The following is a 21,421-nucleotide window of genomic DNA, read 5'->3' as shown; positions in this document are numbered from 1 at the left end:
ATGAATGTTTTATTTTTTTAATCCTTCTTTTAAATAGTCCCACCATCCATAATTGATTACATGGACGATATCAAAAATCATAGAACCTTCAGACTTCGCTCTACACATTTTCAGCGCTTTGACAAATTGCTCCGGATGACCTTTGTACTGTTCAACATAGAGTCCAGCATAAACTGGGGTATCCCCCATAGTGACACGGTTAACCAGTTCAGCAGATCCTTCAACGGTATACCAATCTTCCTGCGCCACTGTCAGTCCCGACTCTAATTGCTTTTCATCTGTTTTCTTTTTGATCTCAGCCTTATCAACTTCAAAATAGTAGTTCCCGGTAGTAAACAGATCAAGTGCATCTGCGTAGGCATAGTTCTTATATTCAGGCGATGCCCATGCAAATTCTTTAGAGGGGTCATATTTCTTGCTTGCGAAATTGACACCTACATCATAATAAAGCGGATACCAGGAGCCAGTATAGTCACCAAATACAATATTAGGGTTGATGTTCTTCAACTCTTCGCGAGCTTCGTAAATAAAGTCATGAATTATCTTAGCTCTCCATGTAAGCCATTCCTTGAAATAAGCACCATCAACGCGCTTTTCACCATGATATTCATAGATATCAGCAGGAAATTTCGCCAATGGCTTACCTAAATAATCCTCAAAAGCGTTTCTACTTGCATCGGAGAAATCAGCATTCAGATTATCAAATCTCACGCGATCAAGAATAATCCCATCTAACTTTGGATACATAGCAACCAATTCCTTTAGAATCGAAAGTTCGTACTGACGAACTTCCTCCAACACAGGATTAATCATTGCGGAGTATTTATTCTTCTGATCGGTAATCAGTTTAAAACCTGTCGGCAAATAGGATGTCGTGCGCCAATGTGATTTACTTGCATCCTCATAAACTACTCCTCTATCGAAGTAATTATGCCCCGCAACAAAGACATTTGTCGATGCATGAATCTTTAATCCTAATTGATGGCCTTGCTCAATAAAATAGCTCAACATATCCCAGGAGAGATCTTTCTTAATCTTTGATTCGCCCCATGAAGTCATTACAGGGGCTATCTTACTTGGATATAGAACTTCGCCAGTAATAGGCTTAACATCGACAACAATATCCGTTACACCAACTTCTTTGGATTTCTTTAAATAATAAACAATGGAGTCCTTATGACAGAATCGATCAAAGTTTGCCGTAGCATCAAACCACAGGATATTCCGATCGATAAACGGCTTCTCCTTGCTCGCCTGTTGCTTTTTGATTCCACAGGAACTAAATAATATGGATAAAATAAAAGCTATACTTACTAATCTCATGTTTTCTTCTTAATTCTTTACGCCTTCTTTAACGGCATCAAATAATTCTTGCTTTAGCATATTATATTCTGGTGCATACATATGAACAACATCGAAAAGCATCACTCCTCCGGATGTTCTCGAAAGAATATATTTAATAGCCTTACTGATTTCTTGCTTATTCGCGTAATTCACATTGCCAACATCTATACTTCCGTATATCGGCGCTTTTTTCTTAGTGATATAGTCTATCCCATTTAGCGATCCTTCAATACTCCACCAATGATATTTCAAGCTTGCAGTTGCCGGATTATCTGCTAAACGAATCTGTGTAAAGTAGTTTCCAGTCATCAACATGTCCAGCTCTTCAAAATAGCCCGTCGCACCGTAACCTGGATATGCCCAGTCGAAGCGTAACTCAAAATCTTGGAAAGGATCATAATCCTTGCTTGCCCAATTCACGCCAACCTGGTAATAAGTCGTATACCAAGCCCCTACGTATGCACCGAACTTTGCTTCTGGCTTCACTGATTTAACAGCTTGTCGAGCTTTCTTAACAAAGTCCTGAATTACTCCGGTTCTGTAAACCAACCATTGCTTATAGTACTTACCTGTTGTGTTGGGCAATAATTGTCCAGACTGTTCCTTCCAAGAGCTCACGATATCTGTTGGAAAGTTCATCTTTTCGGCTTGCGTATCGTTATATTTTTCCTTCATGAAGGCAATAAACTGTTGTTTGCTATACTCTGAGAAGTCAGCATTGATATCCGTATAACGTGCGTAATCGAGCATTAGACCGTCAAGATCGAATTTACCTGCGATCTCCTTAATCATATTCAGCACCCTGTTTTGAACATCGGGTTGCGCAGGGTTGACAAAAATATTCTTCCCTGTTTCCGAAATTCTACCCAGCTGCCCTTGCGTATTTTTTACGACGATAGACTCATATTTCTCTTTATAATCTGCATTGTCAAACGCATGGCCAATCTTTCTGCTTCCATCTCCCTCTACAAAGGTCACAATAGATAGGTAAGCCTTCATTTCACGCTTTTTAGCTTCTTTGATTAAAAACTCAACATAATCCGTTGGCTTCGATTTCCCATCTAAACTCGTGAACTCTTTGGCGTAGGCACTATTGTACATTGTATAGCCCGAACTCGGCTTAACGTCAATTACTAAACCTGTCACCCCGCAGTCTTTTAAAATGTCAAGGATTTTAACGATTTCTTCTTTACTATTGAACTTCCCATAAGTGCCAAACACGTTCGATCTAGCATCGACCCAAACTAAGACCTGCTTGCCGGTTTCATTGGGTGCTGGGGTCTCAGGATCTGGTTTTTCTATCGGAGCTCCTCCGCCAGAATCCTTGGAACATGAACCAAAAGCAAGAATTGCTAAGGCTGCGAACATTGATTTCCATTTCATACTTCAATTCCTTTTAATTAGCAGCAATGTGTTCATTGCTGCTAAAAGATAAATAATCCGTTTTCTTATAAATCCACACAGTCATACTGAACGCCCACTACATAACCGTTGGTGAACATAAAGTATAAGTATAGATAGAATCCATTATCCGATACAGCCATAATAACATCGCCTGTACCATTTGCATTGGATGGTTGGTTTGTACCGCTACGACCGTAAGTACCTTTCGGCGCCGCCCAAACCAAGCCAGGTGTTGTTGCCAACGATGGGTTTCCTGAGAACCCTCCCTCTGTATCAATCAAGAAAACCTGATCTGCCGATCCCCAATCAAAACTGTTGACATGGTTGTAAGCAACATATTTTCCATTGTTGAAATTGACGAAGTCTACAGAATTCGCGATAAAATTAGGCTCCAGTCTTTCCAAAGTTGCAGCAACTGAGTTAGTCACTCCGTTGAAACGAGCAAGTCTATTGTCGGAATAACCTACGCCATAGTACTCGTTTGTTGGATCCAATGGATTTGTATAAATGATGTCAATGTTATTGTTAGACCATTGGTAATCACTTATCGTAACGATGGTAGGCGTGTTAGAAACCAGCGCGCCATTCTTTACTTGCCAACGAGCAAAGGTTTTGTCGCCTTCGCCGTGGAAAGGAGCCGTAATCAACGCATTCTTCGTCACATCTCCAATAATGGAAACTCTTCTTCCTAACTTCTTACCAGCAGCATCCCATTGAATATATGGCTGCAATGGAGCATTAACTGATGTTGCTCTGTACAGCTTGAATACATTGCCGTCATTAGGAACCAAATTGTTCAGGAACAAATTACCGGCATCGTCAGACGTATTATTGAAGTTCTTTAGACTTCCCTTTTTATCGCCTAGATCGATCGTTCCCAACCGCTCGCCTGTAAAGGCATTGATGTAAACGGAATTTTCACCTCTAATGTTCAACACCAAATGTTTACCAACAACCGCTAAGCTATTGGTCATGTTGTTTACTGTAATCCCTAAATCAGCGTTTAATTTCTTTGCAAACATAATCTTAGCACTGTTTGCACGAATTCCTTTAGGAAGCTTCACCGCATCCACAGCTTTTAGGCTGTAAGTACGCTTGGCATCGCCAGCAGAAGTCACCGTGAATGGCAAAGTGTTAGCCAGACTGATAGTAGACCCATTGGTAATGGAACCCTGTGCATGTTTATTTAAGGAATAAGTCAGCTTCGGATTTATCATCTGCGTACCTGGAACTATGGAGAAGTTCACTACATTCCCAACAATGATTGCATCGACTTCTTGAGGAACACCTGTTTGATCTTCAAAATTAATGCTCGCTCTCACGATATCCGTATTCCCTTTTTTGTTCGCAACAATTACATATTGTTTCGAAGACCCATCTCCCGCAATAACTGAAATATTAATAGGTTTTGTTAAATCCGAAATACCTTCTAGTGAGGGTTCAATACGCGAATCTACCGGTATGGAAGCCTTCAAAAGCACCTTCGACAAGTCCACCTCATTGTCCGAATTAATTGGATAATAATAGTCTATATTGACGTAGACTGTATCATTGCTAATACGACTATTGAATAATCTTTCGCGCCCGGAACCCTCTAAGGTTGCATAAAAATCAGCGATTTCTGACTTATTGTTGGGCTCCACATAATCTGGCTTTTGACAAGAACCGAATGTCAGTGCTAGTAAAAGGCCTGCCAGTGTATATTTTATAATCTTTTTCATAATTTTTATTGGTTAAAGATTACCAACCTTGAATTTGTGTTAATCCTAAATTGACTTGTACTTCACCCTCAGGGATTGGCAAATAGTATAACTTGCCTGTGAAACTGCGATCACTTGCATCGGCAGGTACCACTTCATAAGTAAAGCTTGTTCCATTCGGTGTTGGCTTATGTCCTGTCATCTTTTTGCCGTTAAGCTGGATGTGCGCTTTTCTCCAACGACGCAAATCCCAAAAACGATGTCCTTCAAAAGCTAATTCTACCGTACGCTCATGTTCTATTACCTCCATGGCTTTAGAAAGATTTGGCAGCGAAGCAGCCGGTAAGCCACGTTTTTCACGCAGGGTCGTTAATGCCGTAGAAGCAGCCGCAAATTCTCCAAGCTGCGCTTTTGCTTCCGCTAAGTTCAAATAAACCTCAGCAAAACGAAGTTCAATCCAACTTTGGGTACTCTTATTTACGACAAAAGTTGTATTGTTAGGATCCAACATTTTTCGCGCGTAGTAACCGGTAACCGTACGCTTCGGATCTCCCTGTTGACCAAATGGTATAAAGCCTTCGTTTACATCGGCGATACTTGTATTAATTGTTCTACCCTTCCAAGTAGCACCATTATAAAGAATACTCGCATAGAAACGAGGCTCGCGATTCGCATATGGTGCTGCGGCATGTGCAGGGTTATCCCATGAAAACTTACTACCGTCCTTCATCTCAAACTCATTCACTAATTCCGCAGTAGGCACTCCGTAAACTAAGGTATTTCCCAACGCATCTTTTGGCGGAGCATATCCTAAATCATATTGATGGGTAACTGTTGGAGCAACGAAATCAACACGAAGAATTGCCTCTTTCGTATTCTTATTTGTAAAAATAGACTGGAAGTTCGCATCTAGCTCATACAGCCCCAGGTCGATAGTCGCTTGTGCAGCTTGCGCAGATTTCGTAAAATATGCGTTCGCTTTCGCTTCATTAATCCCTGTTAAAGGGTCTGAATTAAACTGCTTCTTATCGTTCCTTGCGATTGAACCTGCGAATAAAGCTACACGCGATTGAAGCGCATAAGCTGCTCCTTTTCCAGCACGCCCACTTTTATTGCTGTTTGGTAAATTTGCTGCCGCGAAATCTAGATCTTCAATGATAAAGTCGTAAACCGCTTCTTCACTAGACCGTGGGTTATCCTTGGTAGCATATTGCTGTATGTCATTAAAAATAACAACAGATCCATGTAGTTTCGCTAACCAGAAATAAGCATAGGCCCTGATAAAACGTGCTTCTGCCTCATATTTTACCTTGTCTTCCTCGCTTAATTGCGACTTGGTTTTCAGACCGCCAATAAATTCATTTACACGACGAATCCGATCATATCCCGAGCCCCAATAGTTCAGTCCTACACTTGCCGGTGAAAACTGATTCGCATTGGATATCAAAATATTCACTGTACCGTTGCCCGGCGTATTCGAAGTAAACTTCATCCCGTCGGCTAAGGCATCCATCGCATTATCATAACCTAAATTGGGAAACAAACCGAACTGGAACTTTTTCACTTCCGCATACATCCCATTGATGTATAATTCGATGGTCGAAGGATCCGCCCAAATATTCTCTTCGACATATCTATCTTGTGGGATGACGTCAATGCTACAGCTATTCAAACTAATGAATGCTGAAGAAAACAATGCCATCGCGCTATATTTTAATACTTTTAAATTTCTCATGATCAATGATTAAAAAGTGACGTTAAGACCAAATGAATAAATTCGTTGTTGTGGATAGAAACCATTGTTCACATTTGGCATCTCTGGATCTAAATATTTCAAATAATCCCAAGTAAATAAATTGGAACCTGTTACAAACAGACGAACATTTTCGATCTTCGCTTTCTCCGTTAATGTTTTAGGCAAAGTATAACCTAACTGCACCGACTTCAAGCGTAAGTAATCTCCTTTACGAATCCATGCCGAGTTCTTGTTGGCATTATGTGCCGACATACCTGTCGCTTTATAAGAGCTTAAGCGTGGAAATTCAGCATTTGGATTGTCTGGTGTCCAGGAGTTCTCTACTAAGAAATAAGGTGAGTTACCAAAACCGTAGAATGTTCTCGTAAATGGCGTATTGTCATCAACACCTGTCGTACCAGAAGAACCTTCATAAGTTCCCGCTAGGGTTACATCCGCCAAAGCAGCGCCTTGGAATAAAGCTGAGAAATCAAAACCTTTATAGGCCATATCGATGTTCAATCCGAATGTTAATTCAGGGACGTTTGAACGACCGATGAAAGTCATATCCTCCGCACGGGTCAAGCGACCATCACCATTCAAGTCTCTAAACTTAAATGAACCTGGCGCGATAATGCCTGAGCTCGGCGACATCGCATTATTTGCTTCCTCCCAGGTTTGAATCATACCGTCAACAACAAAACCTGTCTTTTCGCCGACAGAACGACCAATCACGCTTAAATAAGAAGGCGTACCATCCGGTTCTTCATATTTTAGGTATCTGTTTTTCGACCAGTTAATATTACCCGTCAACCCTAAACGGAAGTCGCCATAGGTGTCATTATACTTAATCTGTGCGTCAAATCCGCGGTTGTCCATCTCGCCAATGTTCGCCAAACTTGGAAAATATCCCCCGATAGAGGCTGGATACAAACTACCGACACTTCCTAAAATCCCGGTTGTATAACGATAGAACCATTCAAAATCGAAACCTAGCTTGTTATCGAAAAAGAATGACTCAAAACCTACGTTAAACATGGTCGACTCTTCCCATTTCAATGCTGGATTCGGAATATTCGAGGTGTAAATAGCAGTTACCGGCTTGCCGTCAATCACAACGACAGGCGCTGTATTTTGAACGAATGTCGCTAAATAAGGGAATGTCCCTACTTGTGCGCGGTCATTACCCGATTTACCATACGAGGTTTTCAACTTCAAGTAGTTGATTCCTTTCAAGTCTGCAAAAAAGTCTTCGTTAGAAACAACCCAACCTAAACCTACGCCTGGAAAAGATTTCCAACGATTCTCAGGTGCAAAGTTTGCTGAAGCATCCCAACGTGCAGCCGCTTCTAACAAGTATTTACTCTTATAAGCATAGTTAACACGTGCTACAAAACCAGCGCGAGCTTGCTCTGCATCGGAAGAACCTGTAGGCATAACATAGTCTAAAGGATCTTTCGAGCCATAATCAATTTCCTGGATGATATCAATAGGAAAGTTTGCTGCACCTGTTGAGAACAAATTGCCTTTTTGTCCGGAAAATTCGTAGAGTGCTAATACGGATAGATTATGATCTGTAGCAATGACTTTATCATAGTTCATACTCGCCTGAAGCGTCTTTCTATAGCTGGCAGAGTAACCCTGGCGCAATGTGCTTTTTGTAATACCTGGTAAAGTGGAAAGGGCAACGTAATCTCCGCTAACCTGATCTCTACCGCGTCCCATGGTCTCATATGGAGTTAACCAAGTTTTGCTTTCCTGATTCGAATAATCATATGCTGCTTGCACTTTCGCCTGTAATCCTTCCACGCCCGGAACGCGAAGGGTAACATTGGCTTGCCCTTGGAACACATTCCCATTATATTTTTGATAACCTGAGCGTTCCACTGCTGCCAATGGATTCACATAGCCCGCATTGGAGTTGTACGAAGTCGGCAGACCATTCGGCGCAAACATCGGCAAGTTTGGCAACGTACGAACCGCTTGATAGAATGGATTCATATAAGCCGTATTATCCGGAGAAATACCCGGCGTATTGGTAACTTGATTACGCAAGCCAACATTCAATCCAACCGATAAATAGTCTGTTAAGCGGCTGTTTAAGTTTGTACGAACGTTATAACGTTTAAAGTTCGTATTATCCACAACCCCATCTTGATCCATATGGTTAATTGCCGCAAAATATTGCGTATTTGAATTTCCTCCCGAAATCGTAGCTGAATGATGCTGCGATTGTGAATTATTGCCTACTAACATGCCGACCCAGTCAGTATTTCCAAATAGCGGGTTGGTATTTGTACCATTACGAACGGCATCTATTAGGTCTTGCGAATAAACCAGCGCCGCAGGTGCCTGCCCTGTATTAATTAAGAAATCATTATCAACTTCAATACCTTTATTGTACCAGGTCATATAATCTGGTCCATCCAGGAATTCTGGAAAGCGGGTATTTTGGCCAATGCTGTAAGAAAAATCATACGATACTTTCGCAGGTGACTCTTTACCAGATTTAGTCTTAACGATGATAATACCGTTGGCTGCTTGCACACCGTAGGCCGCTGTTGCAACAGCATCTTTCAATACGGAAATCGATTCAATTTCATTAGGGTCTAAATACGCTAATGTCGATGAAGGTCTTTCCACATCATCGATGATCACTAATGGGCTTCTATTCGAACCATAGGTTCCAATACCCCGAACATAAAGCGAAGAACCATCCGCTCCCGGACGGCCTGACTGCTGTACAGCCGTTAATCCTGGCAAGCGACCCGCCAATGTATTTGTAATATTTTGTGTTGGAGTACGCTTCAGCTCATCCCCTTTAATCTGAGCAACGGATCCTACCATCGTCCCTTTCTTTTGCGTTCCGTAAGCAACGACCATCACCTCTTCTAACGCATTATCCTCAGAAGATAAGGTAATGTTGTTGTTCGATGCGTTATTGATTAACACCTCTCTTGACTGATAGCCAAGAAACTGAACTTGAAGGGTAACCGGCAATGCGTCCACTTGAACCTCAAAAGCTCCCCGTTCGTCAGACATCACTGTTTGACTCTTACCCTTTACTTTCACAGTAGCCCCAGCGATCGGAGCGTTCTGTTCATCTTTGATCAAACCGCGAACAATAGACTGCGCATAGGAAGCAGCCGTTTGCATCAGTAAGAACATCAAACAGAACATCTTAAAAATCAAAGATTTACTCTTTTTTAGATGATTCATAATTTAATTAACTAGTTTATTAAAATTGTTTGTTTTTCAAATTTCCTGCATAGTCAATCTCTTGATCAAACAGGTTTAAGACCTTATCTAAAATCACCGCTACGGCTCTTCTATTCAGCTTGCTAGTATTGTTGATGACATCAATCCCCTCTCCCTTTAAGATACCTCGAAGCGCATCCTCCGAAACATCCTTGTTCACAAAATTTAGCATCGCGCGCATTCCGCTTAGGTTGAGACTCTCGCCAGAAGCGTCCCAATTATTGTTCAACGCTGGAAAATAGTTGCGAAGGCCCTGCATCAATTCGTACTGACTAACCTCACTTTCCGGATAAAACCAGGTTTGATTAGCCCATTTGTATGGCACACCAACACCTTTCAATAGGCCTGTAGCACCGATTTTTTGAAGTATTTTGAAGTGAGGATCAGTAGATGGCACATCAATGTACGGCATGATGTAAGCCTGATGATCTAATAACGCAGCTTGCACATCTCTAATGGAAACTTCCGAAGGTTGTTTTCCTTGTTTTACTGAAACCGCTGCCAGGGCACCTGATGCTTGCCCAATGCCTAATACAACAGGCTGCAATCGCGTCGCCCCATTGACGATATTACTGACACCGATACTTTTCTCCGAAACGATTAACCCGTCAAAGTCAGCAGGAAGTAAGGAGCCCATCGGAACATTATAAGAAGGTACGCGAATCTTAACAAAATCGATCTCCGGCGCATTTCCATATTTGTAATGATGATGGTCGATCGTATAATCACCAACCGCAATTCCCGTCTTATAGTATGCTTCTTCCGTATCAAATGGCGTCATAATATGCTGAAGCGCAAACAACGATTTCGCTTTCAACCGTCTGGACTCCCGATGGTAGGGAATCATTGGAAAGCCATCTTTGGTTGGATATTCATCATAGGCTATGCCTAGATGTTTGAAGCCGATTTCTTTTTGAATATAGTAGACGAAGCGCAAGGTCATCTGCTTCGCTTCTTCCAACATTTTAGCACGTTCAGCCGGACTTTTTTCGACTATATTCAGATAAATATCATTTCCCTTCTTCGGCCAGTTAATCATGAACTTATTATTCGGCAGGGCGCCGTAAGTAAGCATTTTATAGCAATCGTTATTATCTTTCAAGTGCGTCGCAGGATCTGACACATCACAACATCCTGCAAACTCAGCCGGATCGTAGTTTTTTGGTTTTTTAATTGTTTTATCAGCCCCTTTTCCGAAATCCTTCAAGGTGATCACATAAGTCAAGTCCTGGACGATATCATTGCCTTCGGGCAATGCAAAGCTTTCTTTTGTTAAGCTTTGGCTATCCATACCCAAGTAATACGGAACTTTTAAGGCCGCCATAACATCTCCTAACTCGGTCGCATCGACTAAAACTTTTGCTTCTACCTTGGTCGATTTACCATTGCTGGTCTTTAGATCGATAATCCATCCGTTAGCGGTTTTGCGTGGATTCGCCCAGTGTGTCTCGAATAGGACCTGAATGTTTGGCTCTTTCGCGACCATCTCTTGAAGTATCTTGTTACCAATCGATGGCTCGAAAAGGGTATTACTAACCCATCCGGTTTCCACCGCTTCTGGCCCACCATAATGCTGATATAACTTTTCTCTAAATTCTCCCCACAAACCGGAAGGCATCTTATGATTACCATCGATAGCCGAAACACCCGCTGAGGTCAACATGCCACCAAGCCAGACTGTTTCTTCAACAACAACGGACTTCACGCCCATACGCGCCGCTTGGATGGCAGCCATCGTGCCACTAGCACCGCCACCAATTATTAAGATATCAGTCTTTATTTGTGAAATAAGCTGGGAACTCAACAAGAAAAGAATAAAGCACAGTAAGTAAATCTTCTTCATATAGGGTTTGTTGTCTTAACTATGCGGGATTAAATCGAAGCCCTCATAATTAGGTAGATCATATAATAGGTTCTATTATGGAACTAAATTATAAATAAAAACAATAATGACCAATATATTTTTAAATTATTTTAAAAACATACTGGTCATTAATATATTTTATACAAATAGATAGCGAGACAACTATTGATCAGATTCTAAGCTTTCGTTATCATCTGGCTTGCGTAGCGGCACTAACCAACTGACGATAAATGCCGGAATCGTTGCAATTAATACCCAGATAAAAAACTCTTTATACCCTAGATGATCACTCAAATAACCACTAATCATCGATGGAATCATAAAGCCTAAATTCATTAAACCACTTCCAAAAGCGTAGTGAGCCATCTTATATTTTCCCGGAGCGATATTTTGCATCATAAATAATATCAGGCCTACAAACCCGAACCCGTATCCAAAATATTCGACGATAACCGCTCCAGCGATGAGGTAAAGATTCGTTGGCATCGCGATCGCCAAGAATGCATAAGCTGCAAATGGGATGTTGAAAAATGCACAAAGCACTAATAAGGTCTTTCTATTCAGTCCATTCTTTGCGACATAATTTCCAGCCAGAATAGATCCTAAAACAAATGCTATCGCGCCGAAAACCCCATACAACAAGCCTATCTCCGAGGTACTTAAACCCAAACCTCCCTCCTCGCGTGAGGCTTTGAAAAATAAGGGGATAATCTTAATCGCCTGTCCCTCAGCAAAACGATAGAATACGATGAATGCTAAACTAAACCAGATATATTTCTTCTGAAAGAATGAAATAATCACGTCTTTTAACGTTGAAAAACCTTCCTTTAATGAGCTTGTTTGAGCAGCCGGCTGTCCGGAAGGAATAGCACGCATATTATAAATCCCCAACAGAATCATAATCAATCCATAGGCAAACATGACAATCATCCAGGCATTCACAACACCGATATTTTTCTCCAGTTGTCCTGCAAGATACACTAACGCGCCCCCTGAAAACACTTTGGCAATATTATAAAACGCGCCTTGCCACCCTACGTACTTCGCCTGCAGCGTTGCACTGAGCTCATTTAGATAGACTCCATCAGCAGCTGTATCATGGGTTGCACCGCTAATAGCGATAATGGCTAATATCCCGATTGACACACTGAAGAAAGCATCTAATTGCAAGGAGATTCCTACCAAACCGAACAACAATCCCGTCAAGATCTGTGTTACAAAAACAAAAAATTTCTTGGTCTTGTAAAGCTCTAAAAAAGGCCCCCAAAGCGGCTTTAACGTCCATGGCATCATGATCAAGGAGGTCCAAAAAGCAATTTTAGCATCTGAAACCCCTAGGTTTTTATACATCAAGGTAGCGGCTGTCGATAAGGCAACAAAAGGCAGCCCCATAGCGAACCAGGTTGATGGAATCCAGGTCAATGGATGCGCTACTTTGTTGTTGGTTTGTTCTTTCACGGTAGTATAATTAAGGTTTTCGATATTTTTGGTATATTAAGCCATCATTAATAAAGATAGCGCCAATAATACGCTACCTTTATCTAATGATTTTCATGGGTAGATGTTTTATGCCCATTGTTCATAAAATCGTCCAATTATATTAAAAAAATATTAAAACCTAAAACTTGTTTTTAAAATTATTTAATAATATCAATATTTTTACTAATATCGCAGTATAATACAATTACCCCTTAATAACAGATAGGTAAATTATCATGACCTTAAATTTTCTAAACGAAAGGCAGCTCGGCGCCAATTCGGGTGTAGCCTATAAAAACATTAGGCTTAAAAAGCAGATATTGTCTTATTTCGCACAGAATGAAACCGCAACCATTGCTGAATTGAGCAAAGAATTCAATGTCAGCATCCCCAAGATAAATGAGTGCGTCACAGAACTCATCAACGATCAGTTGGTCAAAGACTACGGCAAGACATCAGCAAGCGTGGGTAGAAAACCAAACTCTTATGGCTTAGTTGCTAACGCGGCATATTTTATTGGTGTGCAGGTTGGAACGGAAAACCTCAGTATTGCCATGATCAATTTGAAGAAAGATCTGGTCGCTAAAAAAGAGGATATCCCCTTCCAACTGGAAAACAACGAAGAATCTTTGCAGGTGATCTGTGCTAATATCACTGAGTTTATCGATAAGCAATCCGTCAACAAAGAGCATATTCTGGGTGTTGGTATCAACTTATCCGGTCGAATCAACTATAGAACAGGTTATTCCTATAGTTACTTCAATTTCTACGAAGATCCTTTGTCAACTTACTTCGAAAAGGAATTGGGCATTCCATCTTACCTGGAAAATGATACCAAAGCATTGTCCTATGCCGAATTTTCCAGCGGAATATTGGGCACTGAGAAAGATGCCCTTTACATCAATATTGATAACGGAATTGGTCTAGGGATTATGATCAACGGACAACTATACTACGGCAAATCCGGATTCTCCGGCGAGTTTGGTCATATTCCGATCTTTGATAATGAAATCATCTGTAAGTGCGGTAAAAAAGGATGTTTAGAAACTGAAGCTTCCGGCCGTGCGCTGCGCACGAAAATAATTGAAGAAATCAATGCAGGAGCAACAAGCACGCTAACCAAGAAATTTAGCGATATACAGGATATCCGACTGAATGACATTATTCTCGCTGCTAAAAAAGATGATAACCTCGCGATTGAATCTATAAACTATATTGGCGATAAATTAGGTCGTGGAATCGCTTCGCTGATCAATATTTTCAATCCGGAATTGATTATTATCGGTGGCTCCCTTGCTAAGTCGGGCGAATATTTGAGCCTGCCGGTGAAGAATGCCATCAACAAATATTCACTTTCAATCGTAAACAGAGATACAAAAATCACTCTGTCTTCCAACGGCGAAAAATTAGCAGCCTATGGTGCCTGCTTATTATTGCGCGACCGATTGTTGGAAATAACAGAGTAGCCTTCCTCCTATGAAAAAAATCTACCTCAGCTTACTTGCACTAGCCTGCTATGTTGGCAGTATAGCCCAAGAAACAACTGTATTCAAATCTGGCGAAGATGGATATGCCAGCTATCGAATTCCTGCCATCGTAAAAAATAAGAACGGCGACTTGATGGCTATAGCCGAAGGACGCGTTGACCATGCCGGCGATTATGGAAACGTCGATATCGTTTGTAAAATCAGTAAAGATCAAGGTAAAACCTGGGGCGCCTTGCAAGTAATTGTAGATTATGAAAATCTGCAGGCCGGCAATCCTGCTGCTGTGGTCGATCTATTAGATCCGAATTTTAAGAATGGCCGAATCTTCCTTTTCTATAATACGGGGAACAACCATGAGGGTGAAGTACGAAAAGGAAAAGGGCTAAGAGAAAACTGGTACATCAGTTCCATCGATGGCGGAAAATCATGGTCGGAAGCAATCAATATCACGGCTTCTACACATCGCCCGAAACAACCCGAAATCAACCCTGCATATAACTTTAAGGAAGATTGGCGAACTTACGCTAATACACCCGGACACGCTTTCCAATTCGTTAGCGGTCCGAATAAGGGACGCCTATATATCGCGGCAAATCACAGTGCCGGAGCACCAGATCCGCAAGGGAAAGATTGGAATGCGCATGCCTTCTACTCCGATGATCATGGAAAAACATATCAACTCAGTGAAAATGTGCCCTATGCCGGAACGAATGAGTCTATGGCCGCGCAGGTCGATGAAAACGAAGTCTATATGAGTTCCAGGAATCAACAACTCAATCCAAAGTTGCGTATCGTATCGCGATCGATAGACGGCGGAAAAACATGGACTTCCTCAGTCGCTGACCCCATCCTGCCCGACCCTATCAATCAAGCATCCGTACTTTCCTGGAAAAAAGGTAAGAACTTTATCCTCGCCCATCTCAATGCCGCCGATCAAACCCGACGCAATAACCTAACCCTCAGACTATCCAAAGACAAGGGTAAAACTTGGTATTTCAACAAAATCGTCGCCAAAGCGCCAGAAGATATGAAAGGCGATTATTCCGCCTACTCAGATCTTGTACTGATCAACAAAAATCAACTCGGAATACTCTTCGAAAAGAATAACTACAAAGAGATTGTCTTCGTGAAAGAAAATATTAAATAAACTTTCCACGCTATAATTCAAGATCTTGATAACAGCAGATTTGCCAGGCATATCTGCTGTTCTTTTTTCTGCATTCGTGAGAATCTAATTGGTATCAGCTATTGCTTTGAATCAAAAAAGGAATAAGTCTCGTTCAACTTAAAACCCTTTTAAACCCCTTTCATAACCCTTTCATAACCGTATCAAACCCGCTCTGGAAGGGCTATGGTATGGGTGTGAATGGGGAATGGATACTATTTAATGTATCGGGGTTAGATATTAGACGTTAGACATTAGATTTTAGACACTTGTCTGTCCCTGAATAGTGTTGACCGTTTTTACAATTTATCAACTTGATCAAATATAGTTATTAGTGGTTTAGGAGACAATATCTCCCTAAACCACTTTTCTTCGAAACTCTCTGGCGACATCCTATGTAATGAGTTGTGCAGTCTTCGTTTATTGTACTGTTTGACAGCTCTATTGACCATTTTTTTTAAGCTTTCGAACGTCTTGGGCTTCCAATAATCCAGATACTCATTCTTGATGGTTCCATTGATCCGCTCAGCGTATGCATTGTCCTGGGCACTCTTGCCCATGCTCACCCTGCAATTATTCTCTTTCAACAGCTGCAGATAAGCTGTCGCATGATATTGGGCACCTCGGTCTGAATGATGATATTGGGGTGCCCCGTTATTCTTAAGGGCCATTCGTAGTGCCTTAAGATTAGCTGTTGACTGCATATGATTGGATACTTGATATCCAACGATCTTTTTGGTGTAAACGTCGATAATGAACACTCCATAGTAGAACCTATCGCCCACGTAGAAGTAGGTGATGTCCGATTGCCAAACCTGATTGGGAGTCCCTACAACCAAGCCATTGATCAGATTAGGGTAGGCTGTGGAAAGCCCGCGAGTCGTCCTGCGATAGTTCTTCTTGACCTTCAATCGATATCCTAAAGACATCATGGTCTCTATGAAACGATCTCTCCCCACAAAATCCGGACGGAGCATATAATACAGTTTTTCCACCCCACAACCGGGATGTTCCTTACGCACTTTATCCGCTTTTTCGATCAGCTCAGCGAATTGAACCTGATAACGGGAATGGCGAACAGCGCGCTGATGCACCGCCTGTTTGCTCATACCAACGGTTCTATAAAGCTGATTGAGGGAATAATCTATTTTTCCTGCGTGTTCCCGGAACCATCCGATGGTGGGGTGTTGAAATTTTTTCTGATATCGACCTTAAGATCCTCTCCAGCGATGTCGATCATCTTCTCCAAGAAATCGATCTTGATCTGCTTCTGGCCGATCATCCGCTCCAGTTCACGGATACGCTGTTCCATGGCTTTTACTTTGTGGGTGCTACTTGATTTCATCTCCATTATACGTTGTCCTTTCTCATTAAAGTTAGAAAATTTATAGATCCAATTATAGATCGTGGGATTACTTATTCCATAAAGCCGCTCTAACTGTAGAACACTCAACTTCCCACTCTCAAATAGGGAAACTATTTCCCGCTTAAAATCATCAGAATAAACCCGTGATTTCCTGATTAACCGCAAATTTGTTTGCATTTAGTACCTCCATTTTGTGGTCAACCTATTTCAGGGATGGACAACTATAGCGTTCCTTTCTAGGCTGCATCTTAAGCTTATTTTTAACACTACGTTCCCCTTCTTGTTTACACCAAAAAACAAACTTTCCTTCCTTTCCCATCTTAGACAAAACGGTCTAATGTCTAAAATCTTATATCTTATGTCTAATACTAACTACTACTTAACCAATTTACTCGCATTCATTAACTTCACTTTCTCCTCCACTTCCAGATTAATAAACTGTGAGGGAGTAACTCCGTAAAAAGCTTTGAAGGTCTTACTGAACCATTTGGGGTCGGAGAAACCTACCGAATACGCTACTTCAGCAATACTGAGGTCTTTATTTCCGAGCAGTGTGCTGGCGGTTCGAAGTCTAACGGCATTGATCATTTCGATGATGCTGAGGCCGGTCAGCTGTTTCACCTTTCTGTAGAGCACGGGTCTGCTCATTCCAATCTGATTGGCGAGCTGCATTACATTGAGTTCTTCTTCGGCTAGATGTTCTTCGATAAAGCTGACGAGTTTATTGAGGAAACTCACTTCTTCGTTCGCAGTTTCCTCTTCCTCCTTTTTATCTTTTAATAGATATTCTTTGACGAAGTGTTTCCTGAAGCTCTGCTGTGTGAAGAGTATGTTCTGAATTTTCAGCGCCAGAATTTCAATGTTTACGGGCTTGGTGAGGTAATCATCGGAGCCGGCGTGCATTCCTGTTTTCATATCCTCGCTTGACGAAAGCGCCGTGAGTAGAATTACAGGAATATGCGATGTCGTCGCGTTCGATTTCATCATTTTTGCAAGACTGATACCATCGACGTTTGGCATCATGACATCGGATATAACGAGATCAGGTAAATTTTCCGAGACCTGCCTCCATGCTTGCTCGCCATCTCTCGCCAATAACACCTGATAGTTCTTGTTTAATTGCCGATAAAGAAACTGTAGTATTTCTTCATTGTCGTCTACCAAGAGCACCATTTTCCTTTCCTTTAACGGAATATGCTCAGCAATCTCGCTCACTTCGTCGGCTTGCAAAGTGGCAGTTTGTGCCATTGTATTGGTTAGCTCTTTGTTTGGCGAGGATTGGTTCTGAGGAATATCCTGCAACATTTCCTCTGCTTTTAAATGAGCATTTCCTAGTGGAATACAGATATAAAAACTGCTGAACGAGGGTTGTCCGTCTTCTTCGCTTTGACTTTCTACAAAGATTTCTCCCTGATGCAGCAATACAATATCTTTTGCCAGAGAGAGGCCGATCCCGCTGCTATATTTCTTGCTGTATAGGTTTTGATCGCCTTGATAGAAAAATTCAAATACCGTCTCCAATTCATGCTTCGGAATGCCTGGTCCGGAATCTCTAACACAAAGTTGCAGCATCCCCTCCGGATATCTATCCTGCGCTTCGATTTGCGACAGGGATAATTTGATCTCGCCGCCCTCCGGTGTAAACCTCAATGCGTTGGCAAGTATATTGAAACAGACTTTCTCCATCTGATTGATATCCATCCAAACATTCGGTAATTCGTCCTCAACCTCCAATTGAACGCTTATTTTCTTGCTTTCAAAATCATTTTTAAAGGATTCGAGCACATCAAGAATAACCGCATGCAGATCATATTGAGCAACTTTTAATTTTAGTAATCCTAATTCGCTTTTTCTAACATCCAACAGCTCATTTACAAGCAGCAATAAGCGCTGTGCATTTTTCTTCATCACACGCAGCGTCGGCTTATTGCTATCATTGTCCGCAGTGTTGGACAATATCTGTTGTAGGGGGCTTAGAATTAGCATCAGCGGCGTCCGCAATTCATGTGATACATTCGTAAAGAAGTTCGCCTTCATTTCTGCGACTTTCTTTTCGTGCGCGGTTTCCAGATTGACGAGCTCCAATTGATATTTCAGCTCACTTTTGGATTTGACAAACCGTATGATGATGTAAAATACGGCTAAGCCCAATAATACATAAATGCTGATTGCCCACCAGGTTAACCACCAAGGTGGTAAAATAGTCAACTCCAATCTATTTATTTCTTGCGACCACACTGCATCGTTGCTCGCCCCTTTGATCAACAGCGTATACTTTCCAGGCGATAGGTTGGTGTATGTTGCTGTAGGGATATCGACATAATTCCAGTCCTCCTCTAATCCCTCGAGCTTGTATGCATATTTATTCTTCTCCGGTGTAACGTAGTTTAACGTGGCAAAGTCGATACTGAAAGTATTCTTGTTGTGGGGCAATTCAAGTTTAGGGTTCACCGCCAACTGGATTGGCAACAATGTCCCGGGTTGCGGATCGATGGGTTGATTATGAATTCTAAGATCCGTGAAGGTCACTTTCGGACGATATCCGCTGCTCCCGATTTGGCGAGGATAAAACGAGGTAATACCATGTGTCCCTCCGAATAGTATCTCACCATCACTGCTTTTAAACGCTGCCCCGATGGAGAATTCATTACCCAACAATCCGTCCTTCATATTGAATGGAGCAAACTCTCCCTTCTCCGGATTGAAGGAGCAGATACCGTTGTTGGTGCTTATCCATAGTTTATTGGCATCCTCCAAAATACCGACAATATTATTTCCCGGCAATCCATCTTTCTGCGAATAGCGTTTAAACTGCTTCTTCTCATAGTCAAACAAGTTTAAGCCTTCTTTGGAAGTTCCGATCCATAACCTTCCTTTACTGTCCTCAAAAATACTGAGGATAATGGAGCCACTTATGGAATGTATATCTCCTACCTTTGGGAAGAAAACATCAAAAGCCTCTTTACCTGCCCACTTCACATTCAGTCCATTCTCGGTGCCGGCCCAGACATTCTTTCTCGAATCGATGAAGACGGTACGTACCATTTCTGATGAGAGATTGTAGGGCGCGCGCTTACCGGGCATATATTGCTCGTAATAGCCTGTTGTTCCTGCTTTCTTCAGATTCAATCCCCCTCCGTAAGTGCCTATCCAAAGGTGACCTTGATGGTCCTCCTTAATGCTGTAGACATTATTACTGGAAAGTGAGCTCGCATCGTTGGGATCATGCCTAATATGTTCAAATCCCTGCTGATCAGGCTTAAGAATGTTCAATCCGCCGGAATAGGTTCCAATCCATACGTTGGCTTTGCTATCGATAAAAATATGCTTTACATGATTATTGCTCAAAGAAGACGCTTGGTTCTGCTGATGGCTATAATGCCGGATAACCTTTTTCTCCGGATTCATATAATCCAGTCCTCCGCCTTCCGTACCTATCCAATAGCCACCCTGCTTATCTTGCACTATTCCACTGACTACATTATAGGAAAGACTCGCGGGGCGGCCATCCTTGCTGTAATGCTGGAAGATCGGCAGGTCGCGATCATAAACACTGATTCCGCCATAATAGGTTCCTATCCAGATCGAACCTCTGCGGTCTTGAAAAATAGGCCTAATCGAATTATCGGCGAGCGAACTCATGTCGTTTTCCTTCTTGAGATAGTTTTTGAAGCCCTTACCTTCCTCGTAATAATTCAAACCATTGATCGTGCCTATCCAATAGCCGCCTCTTTTATCTTTTATTAGGCTGCGGACATCGTTGCTGCTCAATGTTGCCCCCTCATTTAAGGGACTTTTAGTCGTTAAATAAGAAAATGATTTCGATGCCTCATGGAAAACGTTTATTCCGCCCTCTTTTGTGCCAATCCAGAATACCCCCGGTTTCATCTCATACACAAAGCGTACTTCCTCATTGTTAAGCTGCCCTGCTTTACGTTGAAAGCTGTAGATGAGTTTATTTAAGCCGGTTTGTCCGCCCGCCGAGAATACATAAAGTCCGCCGTTCGTACTTACCCAAAGTCTGTTCTGCTGATCCTGATAAAGTTGCTGTATATTTCCGGCGTTGTTGGGAAAGGATTGATTACTGATATTTCGACCATTGAAAGCCAGTTGTACTCTGATATCATCCGCTGTCATATGAATTCGATACAAGCCCTGATTACTACTGACCCAGATATAGCCCTTCTTATCCTCTGTAACGGCATAAATAAGAGGTTCGACCGAAGGATTGCTGCCGATGGCTATGCGTTTGAAATCGTCGGTATCTCTAAAATATAGATTCAGCCCGATGGCTGTACCGACCCACAGCCGCTTTTTGGAGTCCTCGAAAAGACTGGTTATGTAACTATCCGACAGCGAGCTGCTATCCGATAGGGCCGTTCTGTAGATTCTAAATTTATTGGCATCGTAACGATTAAGACCGTCGCGGGTACCGATCCAAATGAAGTCCTGATGGTCTTGAAGGATGGAAAAAACCGTACTCTGCGATAATCCGTCCTTGGTAGACAAGTGGAAAAAGCGAGCATCCTGCGCATACGACAGTGATAGCAAGGAACAAAAGAATACCAGGGAACACAGAATCCGTCTCATACTAGGCTTATTTGGTACAACATAATAGG

The 21,421-nt window shown here is 41.9% G+C and carries 12 protein-coding genes; 2 read left to right on the top strand and 10 right to left on the bottom strand.

The annotated features are described in order from the left end of the window. Positions 1 to 9: 9 nt before the first annotated feature. The 7 genes from QYC40_RS04125 to QYC40_RS04095 form a co-directional block, all read right to left on the bottom strand. The gene (locus tag QYC40_RS04125) at positions 10 to 1,323 is read right to left on the bottom strand and encodes an alpha amylase family protein (RefSeq protein ID WP_301992549.1); all 1,314 of its coding nucleotides are present in this window, start codon (positions 1,321 to 1,323) and stop codon (positions 10 to 12) included. Between the two features lie 9 nt (positions 1,324 to 1,332). Further along, positions 1,333 to 2,727 (bottom strand): alpha amylase family protein, encoded by a 1,395-nt coding sequence (locus QYC40_RS04120; protein WP_301992548.1) that lies wholly within the window; start codon positions 2,725 to 2,727, stop codon positions 1,333 to 1,335. Positions 2,728 to 2,792: 65 nt separating this feature from the next. Next, complete coding sequence (locus QYC40_RS04115; RefSeq protein WP_301992547.1) at positions 2,793 to 4,469, bottom strand: DUF5018 domain-containing protein; 1,677 nt, start codon at positions 4,467 to 4,469, stop codon at positions 2,793 to 2,795. A gap of 19 nt (positions 4,470 to 4,488) precedes the next feature. Then, complete coding sequence (locus QYC40_RS04110) at positions 4,489 to 6,183, bottom strand: RagB/SusD family nutrient uptake outer membrane protein (protein WP_301992546.1); 1,695 nt, start codon at positions 6,181 to 6,183, stop codon at positions 4,489 to 4,491. Positions 6,184 to 6,192: 9 nt separating this feature from the next. Beyond that, positions 6,193 to 9,402 (bottom strand): TonB-dependent receptor, encoded by a 3,210-nt coding sequence (locus tag QYC40_RS04105; RefSeq protein ID WP_301992544.1) that lies wholly within the window; start codon positions 9,400 to 9,402, stop codon positions 6,193 to 6,195. A 19-nt stretch (positions 9,403 to 9,421) separates the two neighbouring features. After that, a complete protein-coding gene (locus QYC40_RS04100) occupies positions 9,422 to 11,284 on the bottom strand; it encodes an FAD-dependent oxidoreductase (RefSeq protein ID WP_301992543.1) in 1,863 nt (620 codons plus the stop codon). A 183-nt stretch (positions 11,285 to 11,467) separates the two neighbouring features. Beyond that, positions 11,468 to 12,763, bottom strand: a complete 1,296-nt coding sequence (locus QYC40_RS04095; protein ID WP_301992542.1) for an MFS transporter — start codon at positions 12,761 to 12,763, stop codon at positions 11,468 to 11,470. A gap of 257 nt (positions 12,764 to 13,020) precedes the next feature. Here QYC40_RS04095 and QYC40_RS04090 point away from each other — a divergent pair, with 257 nt between their 5' ends. Both QYC40_RS04090 and QYC40_RS04085 read left to right on the top strand, forming a co-directional pair. Beyond that, the gene (locus QYC40_RS04090; RefSeq protein ID WP_301992541.1) at positions 13,021 to 14,250 is read left to right on the top strand and encodes an ROK family transcriptional regulator; all 1,230 of its coding nucleotides are present in this window, start codon (positions 13,021 to 13,023) and stop codon (positions 14,248 to 14,250) included. A 10-nt stretch (positions 14,251 to 14,260) separates the two neighbouring features. Continuing rightward, the gene (locus QYC40_RS04085) at positions 14,261 to 15,418 is read left to right on the top strand and encodes an exo-alpha-sialidase (RefSeq protein WP_301992540.1); all 1,158 of its coding nucleotides are present in this window, start codon (positions 14,261 to 14,263) and stop codon (positions 15,416 to 15,418) included. Between the two features lie 317 nt (positions 15,419 to 15,735). Here QYC40_RS04085 and QYC40_RS04080 read toward each other — a convergent pair whose 3' ends face one another. The 3 genes from QYC40_RS04080 to QYC40_RS04070 all read right to left on the bottom strand — a co-directional run bounded on the left by QYC40_RS04080 (position 15,736) and on the right by QYC40_RS04070 (position 21,392). Further along, positions 15,736 to 16,545 carry an IS3 family transposase gene (locus QYC40_RS04080; protein ID WP_301990011.1) on the bottom strand — a complete coding sequence of 270 codons (810 nt, stop codon included), beginning with the start codon at positions 16,543 to 16,545 and terminating at the stop codon, positions 15,736 to 15,738. A gap of 35 nt (positions 16,546 to 16,580) precedes the next feature. Next, entirely contained in the window at positions 16,581 to 16,979 is a 399-nt protein-coding gene (locus tag QYC40_RS04075; RefSeq protein WP_301990012.1) for a transposase, read from the bottom strand. A gap of 198 nt (positions 16,980 to 17,177) precedes the next feature. Next, positions 17,178 to 21,392, bottom strand: a complete 4,215-nt coding sequence (locus QYC40_RS04070) for a hybrid sensor histidine kinase/response regulator transcription factor (protein ID WP_301992538.1) — start codon at positions 21,390 to 21,392, stop codon at positions 17,178 to 17,180. Positions 21,393 to 21,421: the final 29 nt, after the last annotated feature.

The sequence above is a fragment of the Sphingobacterium sp. BN32 genome, from assembly GCF_030503615.1.
GTDB lineage: Bacteria > Bacteroidota > Bacteroidia > Sphingobacteriales > Sphingobacteriaceae > Sphingobacterium.
This window is presented reverse-complemented; position numbering and strand designations above follow the sequence as displayed.

What these genes read in the sequence shown, in the direction of transcription:
- QYC40_RS04125 (WP_301992549.1), bottom strand. Translation starts at nt 1,323, where the DNA reads ATGAGATTAGTAAGTATAGCTTTTATTTTATCCATATTATTTAGTTCC.
- QYC40_RS04120 (WP_301992548.1), bottom strand. Translation starts at nt 2,727, where the DNA reads ATGAAATGGAAATCAATGTTCGCAGCCTTAGCAATTCTTGCTTTTGGT.
- QYC40_RS04115 (WP_301992547.1), bottom strand. Translation starts at nt 4,469, where the DNA reads ATGAAAAAGATTATAAAATATACACTGGCAGGCCTTTTACTAGCACTG.
- QYC40_RS04110 (WP_301992546.1), bottom strand. Translation starts at nt 6,183, where the DNA reads ATGAGAAATTTAAAAGTATTAAAATATAGCGCGATGGCATTGTTTTCT.
- QYC40_RS04105 (WP_301992544.1), bottom strand. Translation starts at nt 9,402, where the DNA reads ATGAATCATCTAAAAAAGAGTAAATCTTTGATTTTTAAGATGTTCTGT.
- QYC40_RS04100 (WP_301992543.1), bottom strand. Translation starts at nt 11,284, where the DNA reads ATGAAGAAGATTTACTTACTGTGCTTTATTCTTTTCTTGTTGAGTTCC.
- QYC40_RS04090 (WP_301992541.1), top strand. Translation starts at nt 13,021, where the DNA reads ATGACCTTAAATTTTCTAAACGAAAGGCAGCTCGGCGCCAATTCGGGT.
- QYC40_RS04085 (WP_301992540.1), top strand. Translation starts at nt 14,261, where the DNA reads ATGAAAAAAATCTACCTCAGCTTACTTGCACTAGCCTGCTATGTTGGC.
- QYC40_RS04080 (WP_301990011.1), bottom strand. Translation starts at nt 16,545, where the DNA reads ATGAGCAAACAGGCGGTGCATCAGCGCGCTGTTCGCCATTCCCGTTAT.
- QYC40_RS04075 (WP_301990012.1), bottom strand. Translation starts at nt 16,979, where the DNA reads ATGCAAACAAATTTGCGGTTAATCAGGAAATCACGGGTTTATTCTGAT.
- QYC40_RS04070 (WP_301992538.1), bottom strand. Translation starts at nt 21,392, where the DNA reads ATGAGACGGATTCTGTGTTCCCTGGTATTCTTTTGTTCCTTGCTATCA.